The sequence below is a fragment of the Streptomyces alkaliphilus genome (genome assembly GCF_014141535.1).
Classification (GTDB): domain Bacteria; phylum Actinomycetota; class Actinomycetes; order Streptomycetales; family Streptomycetaceae; genus Streptomyces; species Streptomyces alkaliphilus.
On the sequence record NZ_VKHT01001146.1, the window covers coordinates 1 to 1,452 of the forward strand.

General features: G+C 75.5%; 1 protein-coding gene. It reads right to left on the reverse strand.

The genetic code is table 11. From position 1 onward, the window contains the following. A partial coding sequence (locus FNQ90_RS23005; RefSeq protein WP_323380135.1) for a sensor histidine kinase occupies positions 1-1,167 on the reverse strand: 1,167 nt, incomplete at its 3' end. Positions 1,168-1,452: the final 285 nt, after the last annotated feature.

Sequence of the window (1,452 nt, forward strand, 5' to 3'; positions counted from 1 at the left end):
GGCCAGCCCCGCCAGACCCGTGCCGCCCTCCTCCCGGGCGCCGCCCCGGCCGTCGTCCGCCACCTGCACCATCAGCCACTCACCGGCCCGCCAGATGTCCACCATCGCCGAGGTGCCCCCGCTGTGCTTGCTCACGTTCTGCAACAACTCCGAGACGGTGAAGTAGACGATGCCCTCGATCGCCTCGGCCGGCCGCTGCGGCAGGTCCACCTCCACCTTCACCGGCACCGTGCAGCGCGACGCCACCGCGGACAACGACGGCCCCAGGCCCCGGTCGGTGAGGATCGCCGGCCGGATGCCCCGGGCCAGATCCCGCAGCTCCTGGAGCGCCAGCTTCACCTCGCCGTGCGCCTCGTCCACCATCCGCGCCGCCGTCTCGGGGTCCTCGTCGAACTTCTCCTTCGCCAGGCCCAGACTCATCGCCAGCGCCACCAGCCGCGCCTGGGCCCCGTCGTGCAGGTCCCGCTCGATCCGCTGGAGGTCGGCGGAGGAGGTGTCCACCACCACCGAGCGGTTGGTCTCCAACTCCTCGATCCGCGACTGTTCCGCCGAGGGCCCCAGCAGCCCGGCCACCAGCATCCGGTCCACATGGGCCAGCCCCCGGATCACCCCGCCCGCCAGGAGCAGCAGCAGGCAGCCCACCACCAGACCCAGCGCGTACTCCGGCGGGCTGTCCCAGATCCAGCCGCCGCCCCGCCCGTCCACGTTGATGCCGGGGCCGTGGTTCCCGCCCAGCGCCCATGCCCACAGCGGCATCGTCGCCAGGCCCAGCCCGGCCGCCCACAGGCTCAGTACCGTGCAGAAGGTGAAGATCGCCCACGGGAAGTGCACCAGCGCGTACACCGTGGCCCGCCAGCACTCCCCGCTGCGCAGCACCACCCCGATCCACGCCGTGGCATTCCGGCGCCCCCCGCGCGGGCGCAGCGGACGGGGGTCGGGCACGTCGAGGCGCAGCAGCGCCCGGGCCCGGGCGCGCTCCAGGAAACCCACCCCGCGCACCGCCACCAACACCAGGCACAGCAGCGGCAGCCCCACGACCAGCACCAGCAGGCCGCCCGCCACCGTCAGGCCGGTGACGGCGAACACGAACAGGGCGCTCGCGATCGGGAAGTTCAGCAGCAGGTGGGCACCCTCCCGCAGGGTGCGGGCGCCGACGGCCAGCCGCACCGCCGCACGGACCCCGCCGCCGGCTCCGGTGCGCCCCGGGTGGTCCGGATGCCGGTGGTCCCGCCGGTTCGGCGCGGGCTTCGGGGAGGCCGTGTCCCGATGTTCCCGGGCCCCGGCATGCCCGTGGCCCTCCCGGGCCGTGTGCCCGGCGGATCCCCCGTGCCGGCCGTGCCCCCCGGGCGCCCCGTCCCCGTCCCGGAAGGCGGTTCGGCGCTCCCCGCCGGTCGCCGTGTCCGCGTCCCGGTTCCCTCCGCCGCCCGTCGCGGCCCCCTGACTGCTCATGGC